At 69.0% G+C, this 19,576-nt stretch carries 17 protein-coding genes and 1 pseudogene; 6 read left to right on the top strand and 12 right to left on the bottom strand.

All coding sequences use genetic code 11. The features are described 5' to 3' along the window. Positions 1 to 70: 70 nt before the first annotated feature. The 3 genes from SXIN_RS27785 to SXIN_RS27775 are packed head-to-tail and all read right to left on the bottom strand — an operon-like array spanning position 71 to position 3,828. The gene (locus SXIN_RS27785) at positions 71 to 2,248 is read right to left on the bottom strand and encodes a xanthine dehydrogenase family protein molybdopterin-binding subunit (RefSeq protein WP_019708635.1); all 2,178 of its coding nucleotides are present in this window, start codon (positions 2,246 to 2,248) and stop codon (positions 71 to 73) included. 51 nt (positions 2,249 to 2,299) lie between these two features. Continuing rightward, positions 2,300 to 3,289 (bottom strand): FAD binding domain-containing protein, encoded by a 990-nt coding sequence (locus tag SXIN_RS27780; protein ID WP_019708636.1) that lies wholly within the window; start codon positions 3,287 to 3,289, stop codon positions 2,300 to 2,302. Then, positions 3,286 to 3,828, bottom strand: a complete 543-nt coding sequence (locus SXIN_RS27775; protein ID WP_019708637.1) for a (2Fe-2S)-binding protein — start codon at positions 3,826 to 3,828, stop codon at positions 3,286 to 3,288. The genes SXIN_RS27780 and SXIN_RS27775 overlap by 4 nt, the downstream gene beginning before the upstream one ends. Positions 3,829 to 4,059: 231 nt before the next feature. Here SXIN_RS27775 and SXIN_RS27770 point away from each other — a divergent pair, with 231 nt between their 5' ends. Beyond that, entirely contained in the window at positions 4,060 to 4,965 is a 906-nt protein-coding gene (locus SXIN_RS27770) for an AraC family transcriptional regulator (RefSeq protein ID WP_019708638.1), read from the top strand. A 138-nt stretch (positions 4,966 to 5,103) separates the two neighbouring features. Here SXIN_RS27770 and SXIN_RS27765 read toward each other — a convergent pair whose 3' ends face one another. Continuing rightward, entirely contained in the window at positions 5,104 to 6,240 is a 1,137-nt protein-coding gene (locus SXIN_RS27765) for an amidohydrolase family protein (RefSeq protein WP_019708639.1), read from the bottom strand. Between the two features lie 286 nt (positions 6,241 to 6,526). Between SXIN_RS27765 and SXIN_RS27760 the strand changes: the two are divergent. Next, positions 6,527 to 7,052 (top strand): annotated as a pseudogene (locus SXIN_RS27760) (transposase); the annotation flags it as partial. A gap of 905 nt (positions 7,053 to 7,957) precedes the next feature. Here SXIN_RS27760 and SXIN_RS27750 read toward each other — a convergent pair. The 4 genes from SXIN_RS27750 to SXIN_RS27735 form a co-directional block, all read right to left on the bottom strand. Continuing rightward, positions 7,958 to 8,980 carry an endonuclease/exonuclease/phosphatase family protein gene (locus SXIN_RS27750; protein WP_095757702.1) on the bottom strand — a complete coding sequence of 341 codons (1,023 nt, stop codon included), beginning with the start codon at positions 8,978 to 8,980 and terminating at the stop codon, positions 7,958 to 7,960. A gap of 345 nt (positions 8,981 to 9,325) precedes the next feature. Beyond that, positions 9,326 to 9,940, bottom strand: coding sequence for a DUF6879 family protein (locus tag SXIN_RS27745; RefSeq protein WP_019708643.1), 615 nt, complete (start codon positions 9,938 to 9,940; stop codon positions 9,326 to 9,328). Next, complete coding sequence (locus tag SXIN_RS27740) at positions 9,940 to 11,154, bottom strand: zinc metalloprotease (RefSeq protein ID WP_019708644.1); 1,215 nt, start codon at positions 11,152 to 11,154, stop codon at positions 9,940 to 9,942. Before SXIN_RS27740 ends, SXIN_RS27745 begins: the two co-directional genes overlap by 1 nt. 26 nt (positions 11,155 to 11,180) lie before the next feature. Further along, entirely contained in the window at positions 11,181 to 12,236 is a 1,056-nt protein-coding gene (locus SXIN_RS27735; RefSeq protein WP_238153880.1) for a HesA/MoeB/ThiF family protein, read from the bottom strand. Positions 12,237 to 12,713: 477 nt separating this feature from the next. Between SXIN_RS27735 and SXIN_RS27730 the strand changes: the two genes are divergently transcribed. Both SXIN_RS27730 and SXIN_RS27725 read left to right on the top strand, forming a co-directional pair. Further along, positions 12,714 to 13,022 carry an IS3 family transposase gene (locus SXIN_RS27730; RefSeq protein WP_039817598.1) on the top strand — a complete coding sequence of 103 codons (309 nt, stop codon included), beginning with the start codon at positions 12,714 to 12,716 and terminating at the stop codon, positions 13,020 to 13,022. Continuing rightward, on the top strand, positions 13,019 to 13,891 hold the full coding sequence (locus SXIN_RS27725) for an IS3 family transposase (RefSeq protein ID WP_095757701.1): 873 nt from the start codon (positions 13,019 to 13,021) through the stop codon (positions 13,889 to 13,891). The genes SXIN_RS27730 and SXIN_RS27725 overlap by 4 nt, the downstream gene beginning before the upstream one ends. A gap of 96 nt (positions 13,892 to 13,987) precedes the next feature. Here SXIN_RS27725 and SXIN_RS27720 read toward each other — a convergent pair whose 3' ends face one another. Further along, positions 13,988 to 14,527 (bottom strand): YrhB domain-containing protein, encoded by a 540-nt coding sequence (locus SXIN_RS27720; RefSeq protein ID WP_039821142.1) that lies wholly within the window; start codon positions 14,525 to 14,527, stop codon positions 13,988 to 13,990. A gap of 167 nt (positions 14,528 to 14,694) precedes the next feature. Further along, positions 14,695 to 16,074, bottom strand: coding sequence for a peptidoglycan-binding protein (locus SXIN_RS31765; RefSeq protein WP_019708647.1), 1,380 nt, complete (start codon positions 16,072 to 16,074; stop codon positions 14,695 to 14,697). Positions 16,075 to 16,380: 306 nt separating this feature from the next. On the opposite strand from SXIN_RS31765, the gene SXIN_RS27705 reads away from it, so the two are divergent. Both SXIN_RS27705 and SXIN_RS27700 read left to right on the top strand, forming a co-directional pair. After that, the gene (locus tag SXIN_RS27705) at positions 16,381 to 16,815 is read left to right on the top strand and encodes a peptidase inhibitor family I36 protein (protein ID WP_019708648.1); all 435 of its coding nucleotides are present in this window, start codon (positions 16,381 to 16,383) and stop codon (positions 16,813 to 16,815) included. Between the two features lie 208 nt (positions 16,816 to 17,023). Beyond that, positions 17,024 to 18,490 carry a glycoside hydrolase gene (locus SXIN_RS27700; protein ID WP_039821141.1) on the top strand — a complete coding sequence of 489 codons (1,467 nt, stop codon included), beginning with the start codon at positions 17,024 to 17,026 and terminating at the stop codon, positions 18,488 to 18,490. 73 nt (positions 18,491 to 18,563) lie between these two features. Here SXIN_RS27700 and SXIN_RS27695 read toward each other — a convergent pair whose 3' ends face one another. Beyond that, positions 18,564 to 19,271 (bottom strand): AAA family ATPase, encoded by a 708-nt coding sequence (locus SXIN_RS27695; RefSeq protein ID WP_019708650.1) that lies wholly within the window; start codon positions 19,269 to 19,271, stop codon positions 18,564 to 18,566. 61 nt (positions 19,272 to 19,332) lie between these two features. Continuing rightward, positions 19,333 to 19,551 (bottom strand): ANTAR domain-containing protein, encoded by a 219-nt coding sequence (locus tag SXIN_RS27690; protein ID WP_157916351.1) that lies wholly within the window; start codon positions 19,549 to 19,551, stop codon positions 19,333 to 19,335. Positions 19,552 to 19,576: the final 25 nt, after the last annotated feature.

The raw sequence follows: 19,576 nt of genomic DNA, 5'->3' as shown, positions 1-19,576 counted from the left end.
GGCAGGGGCGCGGCGGGACGGATCCGGCGGGCGCCCGGTGCCGCGCGGGCTGCCGGCCGGTGCGGCGGGCTCACCGCGGAGGGTGTTCCTCCAGGACCCGGTCCAGGCGGATCGGGAGGGACCGCCGGCGGGTGCCGGTGGCGTGCCAGACGGCATTGGCGATCGCGGCCGCGGTGCCCACGGTGCCGATCTCGCCTACGCCTTTGATGCCCGACGGGTCGCCGGGTTCGTAGTCCTGGACGAAGTCGGCTTCGATATCGGGGATGTCGGCGTAGGCGGCGATGTGGTACCCGGCGAAGTCGGCGTTGACGTGCCGGCCCGTGACGGGGTCACGGCTGCCCTCTTCGTGCAGGGCCATGGACAGTCCCGTGATCATTCCGCCGATGACCTGGCTGCGGGCCAGGAGCGGATTGACCACCCGGCCCACCGCGAACATGCCCAGCAGCCGCCGGACGCGCACTTCACCCGTGGCCGGGTCGACCGTCGTTTCGCAGAACACGGCGCTGTACGCGTGCCGTTCCATGGGGGGCAGCTTGCCGAGTGAGGCGGTGGTGTCGGCCGTGATGGTCAACGGCAGTGCGGCGTCGCGCAGTTGGGAGCGCAGTTCCGCTGCGGCCTCGGTGATCGCCCATGACCAGGACGTCGTCCCCCGGGATCCGCCGGCGCTCCAGGCCGGTCCGAGGTCGCTGTCCGCGATGACGAGCCGTATCCGCTCGGGACCGGTGTGCAGCGCCTCGGCCGCCACCGCGGTCAGCGCGGTGCGTGCGCCCGTTCCGATGTCGGTGGCGCCGACGGCCACGGTGAAGGTTCCGTCGGTCTCGGCGGTGACCGACGCCGAGGAGGGCAGGGCGCCCGCGGAGAAGGACGTGGCCGCGAGCCCGGTGCCGACCAGCAGTCGTCCCTCTCTCCGCCTGCGCGGGCGGTGGTCGCGCGTGGCCCAGCCGAACCGGCGGGCGCCCTCGCGCAGGCACGGGACGAGGTTGCGGTTGCTGAACGGCAGGCCCGATACGGGGCCCACGGTGGGCTCGTTGCGCAGCCGGAGTTCGAGGGGGTCCATGCCGAGGCGTTCGGCCACCTCGTCCATGGCGGATTCCAGCGCGAACGAGCCGGGTGTCGCGCCGGGACCGCGTACCGAGTACGGGGGCAGGATGTCGAGCGGGACCGCGGTGCGCCGGGTGCGGATCGCCGGTGCCGCGTAGAGGGTGTTGGACAGTTCGGTGCAGTTCTCGAGGTACTCCGCGAGCTTGGAGACCTCGAAGGCCGCGGCGTGGTCGAGTGCCCGGAGACGGCCGTCGGTTCCGGCCCCGATGCGGATGCGCTGATCGGTCGCCGGTCTGGGCGACACCGCCTGGAAGACCTGTTTCCGGGTGAGGGTGACCCGTACCGGACGGCCGAGCACCGTCGTGGCCATGGCCGCGAGGACGAGCTGGGGACCGCAGCCCGCCGACTTGGAACCGAAACCGCCCCCCACGTGCGCGGCGCGGACCCGCACCTGTTGCGGGTCGAGGGAGAACAGCGTGGCCACGGTCATGGCGGTCATGAAGGGCCCCTGGGTGGAGTCCAGGATCTGCAGACGTCCGTCCTCCCACCAGGCGGTCGCGGAGTGCGGTTCCATGGCGGCGCCGTGCTCCTGGGGCGTGTGGTAGCGCTCATCGACGACCACCGCGCTCGCGGCCAGTTCCGCGTCGACATCGCCGATGGTCGCGTCCTCGCCGAAGAACGACACCGCCGGCCGGGCGGCCGGGTGGTCGAGGGAGAAACCGGTGTCGTGCGGTGCCTCCTCGTACGTCACCCGCAGCGCAGCGGCCGCCGCCCGGGCCTGTTCGATCGTCTCCGCCACCACCAGCGCGATCGGCCGGCCGGAGCAGGGGATCTCGTCGTTCTGCAGCAGGTGCATGCCGCCGTCGGGGCCGAAGAACGATCCCGCCTCCGGGTTGAGGCGGGGCGCGTTGCGGTGGTCGATCACGCCCCGCACCCCGGGCATGCCCTCCGCGGCGGAGACGTCGATGCCGGCGATGCGTCCCCGGCTCACCGTGGAGGTGACGACATGGCCGAAGGCCAGGTTCTCCATCGGCTCGTCGGCCGCGTAGCGCACGCTTCCGGTGACCTTGGCGGGGCCCTCCACCCGGGCCTGCGGCGTCCCCACGGGGGACATGGGCCGGTCCGCCGGGTCTGTGCGCGGGGCGGCGGTGGGGTGCCCGGCCGGTTTCTCCGCGTCCGCGGACGCGCCGGCAGAGTTGGGGTTCATGCGTGGCTCTCTCCTTGATGGCCGTGTGGTTGATGGCCGTGTGGCCGGTCGTCACTCGGTCCGGTCGGCGAGTTCGGTCAGGACGGCCTCGATGAGATTGCGGGCCAGGGTGACCTTGTACGCGTTGTCGCGCAGCGGCCTGGCGGCGGACAGTTCCGCGTCGGCGGCGGCGCGGAAGCTGCCGGTGGTGGCGGGCCCGTCCCGCAGGACGGCTTCGGCGATCCGGGCCCGCCACGGCCTCGACGCCAGTCCGCCGAGAGCGATCCGCACTCCTGCGACCCTTCCCTCGCACACGTCGAGGGCCGCTGCGACCGACACGTTGGCGAAGGCGTAGGACGCGCGCTCGCGGATCTTGCGGTAGCGCGCTCGCGGGAGAGCCGCGGAGGACGGCAGGCCGACCGCGGTGATCAGGGCGCCCGGCGGCAGCACCGTCTCCCGCCGCGGTGTGCCGCCGACCGGTGGATAGAACTCCGGCAGCGGGATCTCACCGGATCCGTCCGGCGTCTCGTAGTGCACCACCGCGTCATACGCGGTCAGGGCCACCGCCATGTCCGACGGGTGGGTGGCCACACAGTGCTCGGACCAGCCGAGGACGGCGTGGTTGTGGTGCTCCCCGAGGAGCGCGGAGCACCCGCTGCCGGGAGCCCGCTTGTTGCAGGGCTGGGACGGATCGGCGAAGTAGGCGCACCGGGTCCGCTGCAGCAGGTTGCCGCCGACGGTGGCCATGTTGCGCAGTTGGCCCGAGGCCCCCGCCAGCACCGCCTGGCTCAGCGCCGGATAACGGGCGCGCACCCCGGGGTGGGCAGCCGCATCGCTGTTGCTCGTCGTCGCCCCGATGACGAGCCCGCCGTCCGGCGCCTCACGGACACCGCCGAGCGGCAGGTGCCGTACGTCCACCAGCCGGGTGGGTGCCTCCACCCCGTCCTTCATCAGGTCGACGAGGTTCGTACCGCCACCCAGATACCGCGCGCCGTCGTCCCCGGCGACCAGGGTGAGAGCCTCCCGCACCCGGGCGGGACGGTGGTAGGCGAACTCCTTCACCTCGCCACCTCCTGGCGGGCCGCCGCCTCGAGCACGGCACGCACGATGGACGGGTGGGCGCCGCACCGGCAGAGATTGCCGCTCATGCGCTCCCTCACCTCGGCGGCATCCAGCTCGGGCACGGGAGCGCCCGGGGGGAGTTCGGCGGTCACCGCACTCGGCCGGCCCTCCGCGTGTTCGGCCAGCATCCCGGCAGCCGAGCAGAGCTGCCCGGGAGTGCAGTATCCGCACTGCAAGCCGTCGAGCCGCACGAACGCCTCCTGGAGCGGCGACAGTCCACCATCGCCGGAAAGGCCCTCCACCGTGGTGACCTCCGTGCCCTCCGCGGCGACCGCCAGCGTCAGGCAGGACACCACCCGCCGGCCATCGACCAGCACCGTGCAGGCACCGCACTGCCCGTGGTCACAGCCCTTCTTGGAACCGGTGTGGCCGATGTCCTCACGCAATACGTCGAGCAGCGTCCTGCGATTGTCGACACTCAGGCCGCACACCACGCCATTCACGCGGTGCGAGATCTCGCTGCGGGTGTCGTCCGTCATCCTTTTCCTCTCGTCGCACGCGGCGGAGCCATGCCTGTGCAGTGCATCGCACATGCCGGGAACATCCACAGCATTCGTCCCCGGGGAAATCCTTCGAGGCGGTGTCCATTCTGCCGACGCCGCAGGCGAAAAAATTGCCCAGAACTGGCGGACCCTTGCCCGATCCTCTCGTCCGCACCGGACGGTGAACGGATTGTTGGCCCTCCTCCACCGGAGTGCTTCAATCGGGCCATGTCGCTGGATGAGCTCCGTACCCTGCTGGCCCGCCACGCGCGATCCGACAGCTACACCACCGCCATCGAGGGGGTTCAGATCGGCCGGGCGGAGCGGGCCGACGCGCCGTCGGCGTCGATGAGCGGAACGGTCATGGCGCTGATCGCCCAGGGCGCCAAACGTCTCGCGCTGGGCGACCGCGTCTTCGACTACCACGCCGGGCAGTACCTCGTCGCATCGGTCGACCTTCCCGTCACCGGCCACTTCACCGAGGCCGGCCCGCGCGAACCGGCTCTGGGTTTCGGCCTGTTGCTGGAGCCGTCGACGATCGCCGAGATGCTGCTGCAAGCGGCTCCCGGCACCGTTCCGCGGAACGGCTCCGCAGCCCCGGCCATCGCCGTCAGCGACGCCTCCGACGAGCTTCTCGACGCCGTGGTGCGGCTGGTCCGCCTGCTCGACCGCCCTCGCGACGCCGGCATGCTCGCGCCGCTGGTCAAGCGGGAGATCCTGTGGCGGCTGATCACCGGCGAGCAGGGGGCGACGGTCCGCCAGATCGGCCTCGCCGACAGCAAGCTCTCCCACATCGCGAGGGCCGTGCAGTGGATCCGGGAGAACTACAGAAACCCGTTCCGTGTGGAGGACGTGGCGGCGGTCATCGGCGTGAGTTCCTCGACTCTGCACCGCAATTTCCAGGCTGTGACGGGAATGAGCCCGATTCAGTTCCAGAAGCGGATACGTCTGCACGAAGCCCGGCTGCTGCTCGCCACACATCCCAGGGACATCGCATACATCGGCTACCGCGTGGGCTACGACAGCCCGTCCCAGTTCAGCCGCGAATACCGGCGCCTCTTCGGTGCGCCACCGAGCCATGACGCCGTTCGCTGGTCAACCGGTCCGGCGGACGGAGCCGCGCCCCACCGGTGAACGGTCCGGGCGTGAACCCCGTTCAATCTTAGAAGAGCCTGTATGAGACCGCGTTATGGGGCAGCCGCGCATCGCATACGTCGGCCGTACTCGCGCCTTACAGCAAAGCATTCTTTCACTCCGGCCGACGCCGGCGCATCACTTCACGGGCACTTTCATTCCGAACAGTTTCTCTGCATTTCGGTACGCAATCTTTTCCTTGTCTTCGCGTGGCAAATCGACTCCGCGGAACCAGTCGGTCTGCTCCTTTATGTCCGCGAACGGGTAGTCGGTTGCGAACATCACTCGATCCACGCTTATGTACTTCAGCAGGAGCTCGAGCAGTTCGGTCTGGGGGAATGCGCTGGTTGTGATCCAGAAGTTGTCCTGGAAGTATTGCCCGAAGGGCTTCTCGAGCGAGTTTTCGGTCGGCTCGCCCATATCATTGACGATCCGCTCGTAGTAGAAGGGAAGACCTTCACCCATGTGGCCGATGATGATTTTCAGCTTGGGGAATCTGTCGAAAACCCCGTACGCGATCATCCGGATGCATTGGGTCAGCACCTCCTGGTGCCAGCCATATCCAGACCCACTGAAAATGTAGTCCTGGTACTCTTCCGTGTATTTGGACCGCGTGGTGCTGTAGTAGATCTTGAAGACCTCGTCAGCCGGATAGCCGGGATGCAGGTAGATCGGCACATCGAGAGCAACGGCACGCGCCAGCACAGGCTCGAAATCGGGATGATCGAGATACTTCTTCGCGATGTGCCCGTTGGTCAGTGCGCCCAAGAAGCCATCTTCCCGAACCGAGCGTTCCAGTTCGTCCGCCGCCGCCTCCGGGCTCTGCAAGGGCAAGGTGGCGAAAGCCTTGAAGCGGCCCGGATATTCGGCGATTGGCCCGTCTACAAGTTGCCGGTTGAGACGATGGGCAAGGTCGATGCCCCTTTGTCCGGGGACATTTTGTACGGAGGGTGTATGAGCAGAGAGGATTTGAACGTTGAGTCCCCCCGCATCCATATTGCCGATGCGGCGTTGACCCAGATCCGAAAGACCAATTTCCTCAAGGAACTCTATGTGTTCCTGATTGATGGAGTTCAGCTTCATCAACGCGGGAGTCGAAAAGGTCTCCTCCGTGCCAATGAAAGGCAGGTCCCGGTCTCGCAAGGCAATGTCCGGATTCTTGTCCGGAGTCTCGTTCCCGTCCACTGCCGAAACGGCGGCATACGTTGACAAGCCGGCACCAGCGCCAAGTGCCGTGGCAGCGGCTAGAAAGCCGCGGCGTCCCATAGACTTCATGTCGGTCTCTCCTCAGGTGTTTGTGTGGTATCCGTACGGCATCCGTCTGCGAGATGCTTCAGCTCGACCCTTCGCCGTTACCAGGCGCGCCCAGGTGTCCACCCACGCCGCGTCCCCTCATCTGACGCCGAATTCGTACCAAGCGAATCTGAGACGACCGTTAGAAAGCTCCTGACACGATCTCCCAGCCGCCGCCCGTCCGCTCACCGATCTGGCTGACAAGACCGGGTTGACCAGCGGCTTCGTCCAAGCATGGGGCCTGAACCGGCAGCGCCGGCCAACACACGAACCAGGCCGCGTCGCGGTCGACCTGGCGGTGCTCGTGGCTGACGGCGGCGGCAGCCTGCGTGACGGCGCCCAGGTCGTCGAGCTCACCGACCATCTCGACCCCGGCGTGCCGGCCGCGTTCCCGGCCGGCACCCGGCTGATCTGCCGCCGGGAACACACCCCCGTCCCGGCGCGCAACTGTCATGTTCGACCAGGTCAACGGCATGCGGCATCAGGTCTTCGCCACTGCCACACCCCACGGTGGCGGCTCGATCCAATTCCCTGAAGTGCAGCACCGCTGCCACGCCCGCGTCGAGGACCGCATCCGCACCGGCAAGACCACCGGGTTCGGCCGGTTCCCGTCGCGGCAGTTCGCCATCAACCAAGCGTGGCTCGAACTCGCTCTGACCGGCATCGACCTGCTCGCCTGGACCCAAACCCTGCTCCTGGACGGCGCCCTCGCCACGGCCGAACCGAAGAAGCTGCGCTACCGGCTACTGCACGTCGCCGCGAAACTGAGCCGCACCGCCCGCACCACGCTCGTCGGCAACCGCGTTGTCGCCGCCAAGCCAGCGAAGCTACCCCACCTGCCCGGGGTGAATGCCTCTCCACTGCCGGATTTACACCATGGAATGGAGTCTCGCCCCGAAAGCCGCGATAGGTGGCAATTGCCGTGCAGACTCCGCCACATGGTCCAAGCCGCATCTTCTCGGAAGGAAGGCACGTCCATGCCCTGGATTCGTCGCGCCGCTGTCGCCGCGTCCACCGCCGTACTGACCTTGTCCGGCCTTGTCGCCGCCGGCACGGCGCCCGCCTCGGCCGAGCCGGGCTCCTTCGACCTCATCAACAAGAAGGACGGCTCACGCCTCGCCCTGGTGGACAACAACACCGTGGCCGAGGGCGCCTTCGCCAACAGCCTGCGGGACCCGGGCTGGAAGTACAGCACGGAGGAATGGACGTCACAGGTCGTCAGCGACCGTCGGCACGACGACACGTACAACCGTGTCCTCAGGAACGTGGCGGCGAACAAGTGCCTCCAGCCGCTGACCGATTCGCCGACGCGCGGGATGCGAGTCGTCGTGAAGACCTGCAACGGGTCGGAGCTCCAGAAGTGGAACCTCCAGCACGAGACGGTCTCCGGCACGAACTCGCGCTGGCAGATCTGGCGTCCCGTCGTCAACAAGCGTCTCGCGCTGACGCTCGACAAGTACGGGAACGGCAGCTGGAACACGCTCTACCTCGACACCTCCTACCCGTCGTCCGACAGGCTCTGGGTTCTCCGGCCCAACGACCAGCCCTGGCGTTACTGACGCCCCGCAGGCCGCCCGTCGGACACGGCGTTCCGTAGGAGCGCGAGGCCGGCGGGCCGGCCGTGGAGGCCGATCCGGCTGGTTGCGTCACAGCACGGCAGTTGTCGCGTGCGCAGACTTGCCGCCCGGCAAAAGACCCTTCAGCCCAGTCCGATCCCGGCGATGACCGGGAGGTGGTCGCTGCCGGTCGCCGGCAGGGTCCTGATGGGACCGACGGTCGCGGAGCGGGCCATGATCTGGTCGATCCGGGCCACGGGGAAGGCGGCGGGGAAGCTGAAGGCGAAGCCCCGGGCCGGCACGTTCATCTGCGAGGTCAGCGGGGCCAGCCCGCGGTCGTCGACCGTGCTGTTGAGGTCGCCGAGGAGTATCACCGTGCCGAGTTTCTCGGCGGCGACGGCCTTGCCCAGCAGGTCGGCGCTTTCGTCGCGCCGGGAGGAGGCCAGGCCGGCCGCGTGGAGGCGGACCGAGGGCAGGTGCGCGACGTACACCGCGACCTCACGGTGCGGAGTGCGGACGGCGGCCCGTAGTCCGCGGCTCCAGGGTTCTGTGATCCCGTCGGGTTTGATGTCCACTTCTTCGACATCGGTGAGCGGGTGTCGCGACCAGAGCCCGACGGTGCCCACCACCGCGTGGTACGGGTAGTGCGGGGCGAGGGTCCTCTCGTAGACCGGCAGCGCCGCGGGGAGCAGTTCCTCCAGGGCGATGACGTCGGGCTCGGCATCGGCCAGGGTGCGGGCCGTGCCCGCGGGGTCGGTGTTCTCGTCGCTGACGTTGTGCTGCACCACGACCAGGTTGTGCGCACCGGGCTCGTCCCCGGGCAGCAGCAGTCCGCCGAAGAGGTACGTCCAGGCCGCCACCGGCAGGAGCAGGGACAGCAGTGCGACAGCCGAGCGGCGCAGCAGCGCCAGGCCGAGCAGCACCGCGATCACCAGGCCGGACCAGGGCAGGAAGGATTCGAGCAGGCTCCCCAGGTGTCCGGGGGTGTTCGGGACCAGCCCATGGAACGCCGGCAGCACTGCCGTCAACACGGCCGGCACGGCGAGCAACCGCCCCCGTGTCCGGCACGAGCGGTTGCCCGCCTCCCCGGCCGCCGACCACCACCTGGCCCTCTCGGGTGTTGCCCTCCCCGCCGCCGATGTCGCGCTGCTGTTCCGCTCTCCCATGGTTTCCCGTCCGCTTGGCCTGTGCCTTCGTTCCTGCCCGTCAGGACGAGCCACCCAGTGCGGCGGGTTCTGTTCTTCGCGGGTGGGACGGAGCACATCCGTGGGCCCCGGGGGGCGGAACGGAGCCCGCCGTCCGGGCGTCCGGGGTCCGGGAGATCAGCGGTTCGCGGTGCCGGAGGACTCGGGAGACGGGGTGGAAACCCGGTCGCAGCGGCACGGACGGACAGCGGCAGATGTACTACCACCAGGCCACGCCCGTTCCACCGGCCAAACGTGACCGTCCCGCCGCTCCCCGCCTCGGCAATGGGGCGGGCCGACGGCCATCGCCGCAACCGCTGAATCTGCTCAGAGCCCCGGGTCCGGCGCTTCCAAGTGTGCGATCTCCCGGGGGAAGTAGGCCTCCACCCCATCCCCCATCGCGTACAACTCGCGCAGGAAGGCACGGGACCGCGCCACGACGTCCGATTGGGTGAAGCGCGTGGCGCCGTCGGGCGCGCCCGCAGGGGTGTAGTCGAGAACGTAGACGGCCTCGGAGCCCAGCACGCACAGTTCGGGCAAGGGCTCCTCCCGCTCGTACGACGCGACCCGCTCCGCTTCGAGCACGGACACCTGCTCCCCGTACTCCTGCTTGACATGCAGGACGTTCAGCTCCCACTGGATATACGGCGTGACGGGCCGCTCGACGACCCGCACCCGGTGCAGGCCGATATCCGATCCAGTGATCTTCCCGAACTCCTCCTCGTACGCCGGGCGCAACTCCTCGATCAATTGCAGCGAACGCCCCCAGTCGCCACTGCGGAACGCCACATAGCTCGGGAAGTCACCTTCGTCATAATGCTGCATCCGCTCCAGCTTCCAGAAGCCCTCGGCCCCGATACGCCAGAAGCGCTCCATGAAGTCGGGTGTGTAGGACGCCTGTTCAAGCCGGGTTCCATGGGCACCATCGAAAATCTCATGCATTACGGGGAATTCCTCTCCTTCACAGTGGCTCGCCGGGACCGTCGTTGCCGACGCCAGGTAACGAACCAGATGGCATGGACGCCGGCGACGGCCGCAAGGGTCAATGCGGCGTCGGATACATCGACTGGGGACCTGGCTGAGCTCAGCTGGACACAAGCCCTGCCGACCAGGCGAATCTCCGCCGGAATGGTGAAAGCGGCAAATCCTGCCAGACAGAGCACAGTTCCGGCCACCATGACGAAGCTGTAGATCCGGACCGCACGCCGCTCAGAAGCGGGAAGACTGCGGCTCGGGTCGTCGCCCACCGACTCCCTGCGGAGCAGCCGTCTGGCCAAGTGCCCGGCGTAGGCGCGGCCATCGCCGTAGAGGTCGCGACAAGCGGTGAGGTCCTGAAGGACGAAATAGACGTCGGTCCGCATGAACACCATGAACTGGAAGGTGAGGGGCAGGGCCGCCCAGAGCACCACGGCCGCGAGGAGTCGGTGCGCCGTTGTGTTCGGCGGCACCAGGGCAAGCAACAAAACCGCCGTGGAGGCGACAGCGAGATTGACCCCGATACCGGCGAGGTAGGCGGTCAGTCGATGACGTCGAGGAGCGAGTTCGATACCGCTGATATCAGTCTGCATCACAAGGAATTGGAGCCGCGTTCCGAAACTTATCCTCCCGGGAACGTCCGCAGCCCGTGCCACGGCAAGATGCGCCACCTCGTGCAGGAAGACGATCGACCAGCCGACCATCAGCCCAACCGCCACCACCAGGGTCCCGTACGAGCTCCACACCAGATCGCGATGGGTCGGAATCAGCTCCGGACGCGCACGAAGAACCGCCAAGGCCGCAGCAACCAGAACAGTCGGCAGCAAGGGGAGCGATGGACGCAGCAGAAACCGCACATGGTGTGCTCGCAACCTCGGAAAACTTTCGGGAGTCGTCGGAGCCGAGGAGATCTTCCTGCCGTCGACCTCGGCCACGAAGTCGACCGTCAACAGGCCCTGTACAAAATCCACGAGGTCTGCTTCCTCCCCCGTTCTGGCGCACAGTTCTGCTTGCGCCGAAGCGACGCTCATGCCGCGTTCCAGCAGACCGAGTGCCTCGACTCCGATGTGGGGCAGGGCCACGAATACGCGGGTCTCGCGGCGCCCCACGATCCATTCATCGCCGTCCGGCCGCTTGCTCAGCCGGTGCAGCAGCACCCGGGATTCGGGGCGGACAGCCACCGTTGCGCCCTCACCTCGGTCCCCCGTCATCTCACGGCTTCACCACAGACCTGGCAGTCGCGTCGAGGGTGCACCGGCTCCCATCCTGGCTCTCCCGGGAGCATGAGGTTGAACTCCAGGCGGAAACCGGGGTGGAGCGGCGGCACACCGGTAAGCACCGCAATGGAGGCGTACACGAACAGAGCGCCTGCCAGAGACGCCGTGACGGCGTTCACCGGGCTCCACGGAATCCGAGGAGAAACGGTGTCCTCGTGTTGACCGGGCGGAAGCCTGAGGTCGCGTGACTCCGCCTGCGAGGATCTGTAGCACTCCAGGCAGCCGCTCTCGCCGGGCACATATGCGCCTGCCGTGACCAGTGGCCCCCGGTAGCCCCCGTCTATCCACGGCGTGCCCGTCTCCAGGCATGCCTGGTTGGCCCAGGAGCGTATGGCAGCCGGACGGTCCGCGCTCAGCACCATGAGGTCGTATCCCTCTGTCCCCGCTACCCGCTTCTGCAGCAGTCGCACGAGGTCCTCGGCGTTCCGCACCTCGTCCACCTCGCCCGTTACGGCGACATCGGAGTTCAGCGCTCGCAGTGATTCCAGAGCCACCTCCACCTTCTCCCGGCCGATATCACGCTCGCGGTAGAGCACTTGGCGGTTGAGGTTGGACAGTTCGACGACATCGGGATCCACGCAGTGCAGACTCCCCACACCTGAAGCCACCAAGCCCTGGGCTGCGATCCCTCCGGCACCGCCCAGGCCTATCAGCAGGACACGCGCACGGGACAGCGAGAGTTGCAAGTCCCAACTGTTCCCTCTAGGTGAGGTGTCCATCCATCGGAGCAGGGAGACGCCACGGCCGTAGCGGACCTTCTCCCGCTCAGAGAACTCTCCGGGAATTCCTGTGGCGGCGTCCTCAAGAAAGCCGGCCTGCCGCAGGTCGGCTATGGCCTGCAGGACGGCACTCTCGTCGAGGCCTGCATGGGACGCGGCGACCTCAGCGGCAATCTGACGCGGACTGCGGTTTCCGTCCAAGGCCTGGGTCAATGCCCAGACCCAGCCATCGGAATCCGCGATCTCCGCGCCGATACCGTGGATCACGCTTCCGATGCGCACATGGCCATCGACTGTCCGGTAGGGGCGGTGTTCAGGCTTGACGCGCGGCCGCAATAAGTCGGCATCTGCCTCGCTTCGCTCCCGCACCGCAGCACAACTCCCGTCTGCTGAGCCCCACTTGACTACCCGCGCCCCTGTGGCACTGTTGGCATGCTAGCGCCAGACGAGACCAGGGAGGCAAGCATGGCCACCAAGATCACAATTCGTCCGCTGGACAAGAAGGAGACCACGGGCGAAAGCCAGGGGATCAGCAACTGAACCTGCTCGATGTTGTGATCAAGGGTCCCCATCTCCACTGGGGCCTTGGTCCACACCGCCGAGGCGCGGAGGCGGAGGCCGACTGGGTGACGCGCAAGCTTCTCGTCGTGACGGGGCGCGACACCGAGCCGGCCTCCTGGGCTTGATTCGCTTTGACGGGCATCAGAGATCGGGGGCTTCGGCCCCGGAAGGATGATGTCCATCATGGAGAGCATGGGGAAGAAGAAGCCTCGACCTCGCCGCTCGTTCACGCCGGAGTTCAAGGCCGAGATAGTCGAACTGTGCCGGCGGGGTGACCGCTCGGTCGGTCAGGTCGCCAAGGACTTCGACCTGACCGAGACCGCGGTGCGCGACTGGGTCAAGCAGGCCGAGGTCGACGCCGGCGAGCGGGACGGCCTGACCAGCAGCGAGCGCGAGGAACTGGCCGCACTGCGGCGGGAGAACCGCAGGCTGCGGGAGGACGTGGAGATCCTCAAGCGGGCCACGGCTTTCTTCGCGAAGGAGACCCGGTGACGGTGCACCCGTTCATCGAGGCGGAGAAAGCCGCAGGTCACAACGTCAAGCGTGCGTGTGAACTGCTCAAGGTCTCCAGAGCCGCCTTCTATGCCCGCCGCACCGGCACCCCAGGACCCCGCGCGGTGCGGGACGCCGAGTTGACCGAGCAGATCACAGCCGTGCACGAGCAGTCCCGCGGAACCTACGGGGCCCCGCGCGTCCACGCCGTTCTCCAGCGCGAGGGCCTCGACTGCGGACGCCGCAGGGTGGCCCGGCTCATGCGCCTGGCCGGACTGGCCGGCCGGCACCGAAGACGCCGGCACCGCACCACCATCCCCGACCCGCACGCGGCCACCCGCCCCGACCTGGTCCTCCGCGACTTCCAGCCCGACCCGACCGCGACCGACACCCGCTGGTGCGGCGACATCACCTACATCGCCACCGAGGAGGGCTGGCTCTACCTGGCCACCGTCATCGACATCGCCTCCCGCCGGGTCGTCGGCTGGGCCACCGCCGACCACCTGCGAACCGAACTGGTCGCCGACGCCCTGCGCGCCTCCTTCCACGCCCGCCGCCCGACCGGTCCGGTGATCTTCCACTCGGATCGCGGCTGCCAGTACACCAGCCGTGAATTCGCACTTTTGGCAACGGAGTTCGGCGTCAGGCTCTCGGTCGGCCGCACCGGGCAGTGCTGGGACAACGCGCTGGCCGAGTCGTTCTTCGCCACCCTGAAGAACGAGCTGATCGACACCCGTTTCTGGCCCAGCCGGGCTGCCGCCCGCACCGCGATATTCGAGTGGATCGAGAGCTGGTACAACTTGCAGCGGCTGCACAGCACTCTCGGCTACCGCACACCCGCCGACTACGAGGCCACCCTCGCAGCCTGACCACCACACCGACGGTGTCCGTCAAAGCGGAACAAGCTCACTCCTGCTTGTGACTGGGACCGAACGAGTGTCGCGGGCCTCCCCTTTGCCTGGCCACTACCGAGCCGGGCCCGCCAACGTACTGATGGGTAACGGAGGGCACACCTGCGGCTTCCGGGTGAGGCCCACCAGTTCCTCTGCAGGTTGTTTCCCGTCCCGGACAGCCGTGACATAGGCCTTCGCCTGCTGTGGTCCCAACAACGGGGCCTGCTTCCGTAGGTGGCGTATCGCGGCCATGGTCCCGTCGGAACACACAAGTGCCAGGACATCCGTGATCAGCGGATCGGGTGGTCGGACGCCTCTGACCTGTTGGAGGTAGAGCTCCTCCCAGCATTCGCCGACGAACGTAGTGACAGGGATGTGGTGAATGCTCCCGTCCTGTCGGTCCACCAGATAGGGGCCATGGCCCACCAACATCTTCCCGATATCGCGGCTGCGGATGTACTCCACCGATTGCATGAAGACCAGCCACCCGAGGGCGTGCTCCTCCACATCGAGGACAGCGAGTTCGGGCGGCCCTGCCATCCATGGTGACTCCTGCCGCTCTCTCGACAGCAGGTCCTCGACCAGTTCCACGGCCCGTTCCTTGGTGACCACGTCCCTCATCTTTCACCACAGCGCAACCGGTTTCGATTCCGACCGGACCAGTCGCACATCCCCAGATCGAGACCTCAAACGCGGCGCCCCCTCGGACGTCATCGGTGCCCGGAGGGAGAATGGACACCGGCCGCGAAGGTAGATCGCTGGGCGTCCCCGGCTCCCGGTCAGCGTGCCGTGTCCGATGCCTCCGGGGAAGGGGTGAAAACCCGGTCGCAGTGCGGCCAGTGGCGGAAGTCCCGGTGCTGGTCCCACAGGCGCTTGGCGGCGCGGATGTTCCACTCCGGGTCCAGGGCTTGGCGCGGGGTGCCGCCGAGGTCGCGCAGGCGGATGTCGGAGATCTGGAACACGCCCCAGTTCCTGGAGCCGTTGGTGTTCGGGAGGATGTGCAGCGGATCGAGGAAGGACTGGCAGTCGGCGATGACGACGGCCCGGTCCGGTGCTTCGGTGAACACCTCGCGGATGCGCCGGCGCACCTTCTCCGGCGGCCACACGCTCATCTTCACCGGCTGCTCGTATAACGCCTTCTTGGTGGCGTCGCCCACGACCCCGTTGGGTTTGAGGCCGGCGAGCACCTGGAAGGCGGTGACTCTTCGCTGGGTCTGCGGGCCGAAGTTCCCGTCCACGTCGATGTCCGCGCCCTTGGCGTGCAGCAGTTGCTGTACCTCCCGTGCGCAGGCGTCGTGCTGGCCCATGGCCACGACAGGGCTGCAGGAGGCGGTGAAGAGCAGCCGCCGGCCGTTCTCGGCGGCCTCGCCGGTGCTGCCCGTGCTTCCGCCGTTCCCGGACGAGGACGTCAGGGTCGCCACGGTCCAGGCGGTGGCGCTCAGGGCGAGGGCTGCGGCGATGACCCCGACGGCGGCCCGGATCCGGCGCCGTCCCGGGGAGGCGGCGGGTGCGCGCTCCTTCCGGTGGTCATCGGCGGGAGCGGAGGGAGCGGAGGGAGCACGGGACGCGGCAGTCCCGGTGTGCTCGGCGGCGTTGTCCGGGGCGTCCTCCGTCCGGGGGACTGTGCCGGTCCGGGGGGCGTCTTCGGGCCGGGCGTCCCCCTCCGTCCCGCTCTTCGGGGAGGGCGCTGTTCCGCCGCCCGCCTCGGTGCCGCCGGCCGGTCCGGTGCCGCCGACGGGTCCGGTGTCGCTCACCGGTGCGGTGCCTGTGTCTGCCTCGGCGGCGGCTTCGGCAGATCTGGCGCCTTCAGCGGAACCGGCCGTCCCGGCCCAATCCGCCGACTGGCGTCCCCGCTCCGCCGGTTGGCGTGTGCCGGGCTGCCCCGCCGCCCCCAGTCGGACCGGCTCCCCCGCCGTCTCCCGGCCGCGCCGCTCCCCCGCCGCGTCCCCCTCTCGTTCCCCCGCCGCGTCCCGTTCCCGGGCCGCGTCCGCCAGGGCCCAGAGGCGGTGCAGCGTGCGCAGCTCGTCCGGGGCCGCTCCGCAGGCGACGGCGAGCCGGTGGAGGCTTCCGTAGTCCTGCGGGACGGAGGTCCCCCGGCAGTAGCGGTGCAGGCTGGAGCCGCTCATCCCGGACTTCCTGGCCAGCGCCTCGTAGCTCATTCCGGACCGGTCCTTGAGCGAACGCAAGAACGCGGCGAACCGCTCGGTTTCCCCGCACGCCGTCATCGGCGCACCCCCCTTGCCACACCCTGCGGGACGGTGGTCGGCCCGCCCCCGGCCCCACTCTGCCACGGAACGCCGACAGCGCATCCCACTTCCGTCCCAGCCGTCCCGCAACGTGCCAGGCGGGACCGCCGCACCGTCCCAGGCGTCCCGTCCCGGCCGATCTCCTTGCCCGTTCCGGCGCCCGGTTGCGAGCGTCTAGCCCGTTCCGCACTAGCCAACGAACTCCGAGGAGACGGGCCCATGCACTTCCTTTCCGTACGCAAGGGGCGCCGGACCGCGCCCCTGCTCGCCGCCTTCACCATCAGCGCGGCGGCCGCCACGGCCTTCGTCCTGCCGGCGTCCTCCGCCACCGCGGCGCCGGCCGCGCCCGCGGCCGTGGACTGCGCGACGGGCGACGTGTGCTTCTGGACCGGTTACGACTTCACCGGCAAGAAGTGCGCCTGGGACATCGCCGACCCCGACTGGCAGAACGGGGCCGTCAAGTGCTCCTGGGCCGCCACCACCAACGTCAAGTCGGTGTGGAACGCGGGCACCGGAAGCTACTCGGGCGTGGCCTACTACAAGGGCGCCAACTACACCGACCGGGTGGGCTGCACCCGCAACCAGCACGGCGGCAATCTGGCCGGCACCTACAAGGTCCGCTCCCACAAGTGGATCACCGGTAGCTGCGGCTGACGGCTGCCCCGGATGACGTGCGGGCGCGGGGGGCCTGCACGCCGTCACCGTCCGTACGGGCACCCGCCGCGGCCGTGCCGACCACGCGCGCGGCGGGCCACCCATTCCTGCTCCCCGTTGACAGAAAGCGCTTCCTGCCCTCTCGACAACTCCCCTCCCGCGCCATCAGGCTGCTACCCGGCCGGGGGACGGACGAGAGGAGACGCTCGTGAGGCGCAGGACGTTACTGACGGCGGCCGGCGGGGTGCTGCTGGGCACCGCCGCGGCCCCGGGCACGGCGCACGCCGACGCGACGGTGCGGGTGGAGCCGGGCACCGACTACGGGGCCTGGAAGGGCTGGGGCACCTCGCTCGCCTGGTGGGCGAACGTCTTCGGCGACCGGGACGACTTCGCCGACGCCTTCTTCACCCTCGGCGACGTCCCGTACAACGGCCGTACGCTCCCCGGCCTGGGGCTGAACATCGCGCGCTACAACCTCGGCGCGTGCAGCTGGAACAGTGTGGACGGCGAGTCGATGGCGGTCTCGCCCAACATCCCCCGCTTCAAGCAGATCGAGGGTTTCTGGCAGGACTGGCGCGACGAGAATCCCGACTCCGCCGCCTGGAACTGGAACGTCGACGCCAGGCAGCGGGGTGCCCTGCTCCGCGCTCATCGCCGGGGCGCCAAGGCGGAGTTGTTCTCCAACTCCCCGATGTGGTGGATGTGCCTCAACCACAACCCGTCCGGGGCGGCCGACGGCGGCAACAACCTCCAGCCGTGGAACTACCGGCAGTTCGCCACCTATCTCGCGGTCACGGCGCGGCGGTCCCGTGACGCCTGGGGCGTGCCGTTCGTCTCCGTGGAGCCGTTCAACGAGCCGTCCTCCGACTGGTGGCGGGCGGACGGCCGGCAGGAGGGCTGCCACATCGACGCCGGTGTCCAGGCCACGGTACTGGGTCATCTCCGTACGGAGCTGGACCGTCTCGGGCTGTCGGGCACGCCGATCGCCGCGTCCGACGAGACGAGTTATGACCTGGCCCGCACCACCTGGGCGTCCTTCGACGCGGGGACCCGGGCGCTGGTGGACCGGGTCAACGTCCACGGCTACCAGGGCTCGGGGGGCCGCCGGGATCTGCTGCACCAGGAGGTCACCGGTGCGGGCAAGGCACTGTGGAACTCCGAGACCGGCCAGAACGACGCCTCGGGCCTGTCGATGGCCACCCATCTCTTCCTGGACTTCCGCTGGCTGCATCCCAGCGCGTGGGTCTACTGGCAGGTGCTGGACCCCAGCCCGGGCTGGGCCATGATCGCGTACGACCCGGACACCCTGCAGCCCGGAGCCGTGCAGACCAAGTACTACGTGTTCGCCCAGTTCACCCGGCACATCCGGCCCGGGATGCGGATTCTCTCCACGAGCGCGGGCAACAGCATCGCCGCGTACGATCCGGACGCGCGGCGGCTGGTCGTCGTGGCGGTCAACCCGGACCAGGCGCAGACGCTGACCTTCGACCTCTCGCTCTTCGGGCGGGCGGCGGGCGGGCCGGACGGCCGGGTGACGCGCTGGTCCACGCACACCTCCGGCGGCGGCGACCTCTACGTCCGGCGCACCGACACCCGTCTGGCGGGCAAGTCCGTGAGCGTGCCGTTCGCGGCGGGCCAGATCCAGACGCTGGAGATCACCGAGGTGACGGAGTAGGGGCGGCCGGGCGGGCCCGGCGCACGGCCGCGGGCCGGGCCCGCCCGCAGGGGCCGCGGGCCGGGGCTCGCGCTCAGTCGAGGATGTGCCGCAGATACGCGCGCGGGTCGTTGAGGTAGCGGCGCCAGTGGTCGACGAGGGCGAGGTCGCTCCACTCCGTCCGGCGCAGCCCGTGGTCGCCGACCTCGATGATGTCCGCGCCCGGCAGGGCGGTGAGCAGCGGGGAGTGGGTGGCGCAGATGACCTGGCCGCCGTTCTTCACCAACTGGTCGAGGTGGCCGAGGAGTTCGAGGCAGGAGGAGAACGAGAGCGCGGCCTCCGGCTCGTCCATGACATACAGCCCGGGGCGGAGGAACTTGCCCCGGAACGCCGCGAGGAAGCCCTCGCCGTGGCTGACGGAGTCGGGCGCGAACCCTTCCCGGTCGAGCGCGTCGAGGGCGGTCTCGGCGCGCAGGAAGAAGCCCGTGCGGGCGGACCAGTTGCCGAGCATGCGCCGTCCGCGCGGCGCCGCTTCGAAGCGGATGCGCTCGCCGAGGACCGACTTGCCGCGGTGGCTGGCGTAGCGCCATTCGTGCGAGCCGCCGTAGGGGTCGAGGCCGAAGCCCTCCGCCAGGGCTTCGACGAGGGTGGACTTGCCCGAGCCGTTCTCGCCGACGAGGAAGGTCACCGGTGCCGTGAAGCGCAGCCCGTCCGTCAGGAGGCCGCGCACACAGGGCACGGACCAGGGCCACTCCCCCTCGTCGTGCGATTCCACATGTGCGTACGCGCGTTCGACGATCACGGGCCGAGTCTCGCACAGGGCACGCCGGGTGTGCCGGGTGTGCCGGGCGTGCCCGGTCCGGTTACCGCGGTTCGCCCGGCAGCAGCGGTCCCGGCGGAGCCGTCTCGGCGAGGCTCACCAGGGCGGCGGCGATGGAGCGGACCTTCATGTTGGTGCGCTGCGAGACGTTGACCAGCAGCTGGAACGCGTCCTCGGGACCGCAGCGGCGTTCGGCCTGGATGATGCCGATGGCGTGGAAGACGGCCTCGAAGTCGGTGCGGGGGGAGTCGAGCGGTGGCATGTGCCGAACGTACTCGACCGCACCG

The organism is Streptomyces xinghaiensis S187, assembly GCF_000220705.2.
Lineage (GTDB): Bacteria > Actinomycetota > Actinomycetes > Streptomycetales > Streptomycetaceae > Streptomyces > Streptomyces xinghaiensis.
This window is presented reverse-complemented; position numbering and strand designations above follow the sequence as displayed.